The sequence below is a fragment of the Kitasatospora sp. NPDC059973 genome (genome assembly GCF_042737525.1).
Taxonomy (GTDB): Bacteria; Actinomycetota; Actinomycetes; order Streptomycetales; family Streptomycetaceae; genus Kitasatospora.
The window spans coordinates 1-3,413 of the sequence record NZ_JBHWUI010000334.1 but is presented as its reverse complement, the minus strand read 5'-3'; the positions used below and the strand labels follow the sequence as shown (position 1 = coordinate 3,413).

Annotated in this window: 3 protein-coding genes; 1 reads left to right on the top strand and 2 read right to left on the bottom strand. The window is 74.9% G+C overall.

All coding sequences use genetic code 11. The features are described from left to right. The coding region (locus ACFWA9_RS38805; protein WP_380394248.1) for a JmjC domain-containing protein at nt 1–933 on the bottom strand (933 nt) is incomplete at its 3' end. Between the two features lie 140 nt (nt 934–1,073). Beyond that, a complete protein-coding gene (locus ACFWA9_RS38800) occupies nt 1,074–1,265 on the bottom strand; it encodes a hypothetical protein (RefSeq protein WP_329491456.1) in 192 nt (63 codons plus the stop codon). A 275-nt stretch (nt 1,266–1,540) separates the two neighbouring features. Between ACFWA9_RS38800 and ACFWA9_RS38795 the strand changes: the two genes are divergently transcribed. Continuing rightward, nucleotides 1,541–3,358, top strand: coding sequence for a BTAD domain-containing putative transcriptional regulator (locus tag ACFWA9_RS38795; protein WP_380394244.1), 1,818 nt, complete (start codon nt 1,541–1,543; stop codon nt 3,356–3,358). Nucleotides 3,359–3,413 lie beyond the last annotated feature (55 nt).

The following is a 3,413-nucleotide window of genomic DNA, read 5'->3' as shown; positions in this document are numbered from 1 at the left end:
CTCGGGCGCCGGCTCCGCGGCGGCGGGCCGGCGCAGCGAGGCCGCCAGACTGCCCGGGGCGGGCGCGGCCGGGGGCTGCTCGGCCCGCAGGCCGTCCAGCGAGATCCGGGACCAGTCGGCGTCCGCCAGGTGCTTCGCCAGCAGCTCGACGCGCTCGCGGTACAGGGCCTCCCGGTCGAGGTCCGAGAAGGCCGGCGGCAGCACCTCGCGCAGCGGCTCGAACCGCTCCCCCGCCCCGGCCAGCAGGCTGCGCAGGACCCGCTCCCAGGTGACGCCGCGCAGGCCGATCGACAGGTGCAGCGACGGCTCGTCCGTGGTGTCGCCGACGTGCACGAAGCCGCGCGGCAGGTAGAGGCACTCGCCCTCCTTGAGGACGACGTCGAGCATCGGCTCGCCGACCTCGGACGGGGCCACCGGGCGGGCCCGGCTCGGCAGCCGCCGCACGGGGGCGCTCACCCGCCAGCGCTTGGAGCCGTGGAGCTGTCGCAGGAAGATGCCCACCAGGTCGAAGTGCGGCGCCGCGCCCCGGGCCCGAGGCGGCGTCAGGAAGGCGGTGCAGTCGGCCTCGTAGCCGGTCTCGCGGGCCACCTCGGCGGCGAAGCGCGCCACCTCCGGGCTGTGGTTCTGGAGCTCCTCCAGGGTCAGGGTCGCGCCGCCGGCCACCTGCTCGGCGACCTTGGTGCCGTCGGCGAGCTTCTCGCGGCTCCGCGGGTTGCTCCCCCGGTTGCGCAGGACGAGCTCCGGTGGGACCAGCTTGCCGTCACGGAAGAGCCGTACCGCGCTCATCGGCAGGCTGCTGTGGATCAGCCGCTCGGCGGCCTCCAGGGAGAACACGTCACCGAGGTCGCCCAGCCCGGTGCTGACGAACGGCTCGCGCTCCCAGGCGGTTTCGAGCGTCGGCAGGTCGTCCACGAGCCGGAGCAGACTGTCCACGGAGGCCTCACAGGTTGGTCGGGTGCCGGGCGGGAAGGCGACGGCCGGCCTGCGCGGTTGCACCCGCACAGACCGGCCCGGCCTCGTCCCGCCGGGGTGGTCCGGCCCGGCGGCGAGTCGGCCGATGACGAAGCGTCGGGCTAGACGCCGGCGGGGCCGTCCGCGGCGCTGGCGTTGAACTGGATCCCGCAGCCCGCCAGGTCCTCGTCGTCCTCGCCCACGCTGTGGGCCTGGACCTCGTCGTCCACGGCACTGGCGTTGAACTGGATCCCGCAGCCCGCCAGGTCCTCGTCGTCGCCGCCCACGCTGTGTGCCTGCACCTCGTCGGACATCGGAACTCCTCTCGCTCGCGCTCGGACGTCGGCCGACGTCACAGTGCGACGCTAGGAGCGGGCGGTTGAACTCCGGTATGTGCGTGGCTTCCTGGCAGCTTGTCCTGTCCCTCTCGACCCCCGGGCACCGCTGTTCACCAATCGCTCACCACGTCCTTGCCAGACATCCTCTTCTCGGCGAAGCTACCCGTCGGAGTACAGACGAAGGCGACCGGCCCCGATCGGGCCGGCCCGACCTGTGCCCATCGCGTGGCGCGCTCTGGGGGAGGGGCCATATGACCGGGAACACCGGTGCGGAAAGAACGCTGCGTTTCACGATGCTCGGGCCGCTACAGGTCCGGTCCGGCGACGACCTGCTCGAACTCGGCCCGTACAAACAGCGATTACTCCTGGCCGCGCTGCTGTGCCGGGCGAACACCGTGCTGTCGGTCGACCAGCTCATCGACGCGCTCTGGGACGGCGACCAGCCCCGGACGGCGCGCAAGAACCTCCAGGTGTACGTCTCCGCCCTGCGCAAGGTCCTGCGGGACCGGATCGGCCACGTGCCGTACGGCTACACCCTGACGGTGACCTCCGAGGAGTCGGACCTGCTGCGGTTCGACGAACTCGCGGCGGCCGGGCGGCAGGCGCAGCGGGCGGGCCACCCGGCCGGCGCGTCGGCGCTGTTCGGCGAGGCGGTACGGCTCTGGCAGGACCGGCCCCTGGTCGACCTGCTCGGCAGCCCGTTCGCGGCCCGCGAGTCGGAGCGCCTCTCCGACCGCTTCCTCGCGGTGTACGAGGACTGGGCCGAGCTGGAGGTGGAGGCCGGCCGGGCGCTCGGACTGCTGGACCGGCTGGCCGAGTTGACCGCCCGGCATCCGTTCCGCGAGCGGCTGATCGTGCTGCACATGACGGCGCTCGACCAGGTCGGCGGGCGGCGGCAGGCGCTCGCCTGCTTCGAGCAGCACCGGCAGTACATCGCCCGGGAGCTCGGCCTCGACCCCAGCCCCGTGCTGCGGCAGACCTACCGGGCGATCCTGGCCGGCGGGGGATCGGCCCGGCCGGGCCGCGACCGGCCGCGCGAGCACGCCAGGCCCTCCCAACTCCCCCGCGACCTGGCGGACTTCGTCGGCCGCCGGACCGAGGTCGAGGCGGCGGTGTCGGCCCTCACCGGCGGGGCCCGATGTACCGACGTCACGGCGGTGTCGGGCCCGCCGGGGGTCGGCACCACGGCGCTGGCCGTCCACGTCGGCCACCGGATCGCCGACCGCTTCGCGGACGGCCAGGTCTTCGTCCCGCTGGGACACCCCGACGGAACCCCGCGCGACTGGCACGAGGTGCTGACCGAGCTGCTCCGGAGCACCGGTCTCGACCTCACGCCGCCCCGGGAGGAGACCGCGGCGCTGGCCCTGTGGCGGTCCTGGATCGCCGACCGGCAGGTCCTCCTCGTCCTCGACGGCGCGACCGGCGAGTCCCAGGTCCGCCGCCTGCTGCCGGGCCGCGGGCCGACCCGCACGCTGGTCACCTCGGCCCGCCGGCTCAGCGGCCTGGAGTGCGTCCACCGCATCGAACTCGACGAGTTCACCCCCGGCGAGGCCCGCGAGCTCCTGGCGCGCGTGCTCGACGAGCGACGGCTCGTGGACGCGGACCGGACGCTGCGCCGCCTTCAAGAGGTGTACGGGCTCTCCCCGCTGGTCGTCCGCGCGCTGGCCGCCAAGCTCACCACGCTGCGGCACCTCTCGCTGTCCGAGTACGCCGAGCAGCTGGGCCGGCTGCCCGCCGGGCCCCACGAGCTCTCGGTCGGGGGCTGCTCCGTCCAGGACGGCTACCGCCGGTTCCACCGGGGGCTGGATCCGCAGCAGCGGGCGGCGCTCGGCGCGCTCGGCGCCCTGCCGGGGCCGGCCTTCGACCAGGCGGTGCTGCTGGCGGCGCTGGGCGGCCTCGCGGAGCCGGCCGAGCGGATCGTGGAGGAGCTCATCGAGGCCCATCTGGTCACGGTGGCCGAGGACGACGAGGTGCGGGCGCACGCCGTCCGCTACCGCATGCCGAGGCTGGCCCACCGGTACGCCGCCGCCCTGCACCGCGGCCCGGGTCCGCTGCCGGGCGGCTGCTGACCCCTGGACGTGACCGGGTGGCGGGGCGGCGCCGCTGACCGGGACGGCCTCGCCG

Bases quoted from the DNA above. Each gene is read 5' to 3' on its own strand.
- ACFWA9_RS38800 (WP_329491456.1), bottom strand. From the start codon at position 1,265: ATGTCCGACGAGGTGCAGGCACACAGCGTGGGCGGCGACGACGAGGAC.
- ACFWA9_RS38795 (WP_380394244.1), top strand. From the start codon at position 1,541: ATGACCGGGAACACCGGTGCGGAAAGAACGCTGCGTTTCACGATGCTC.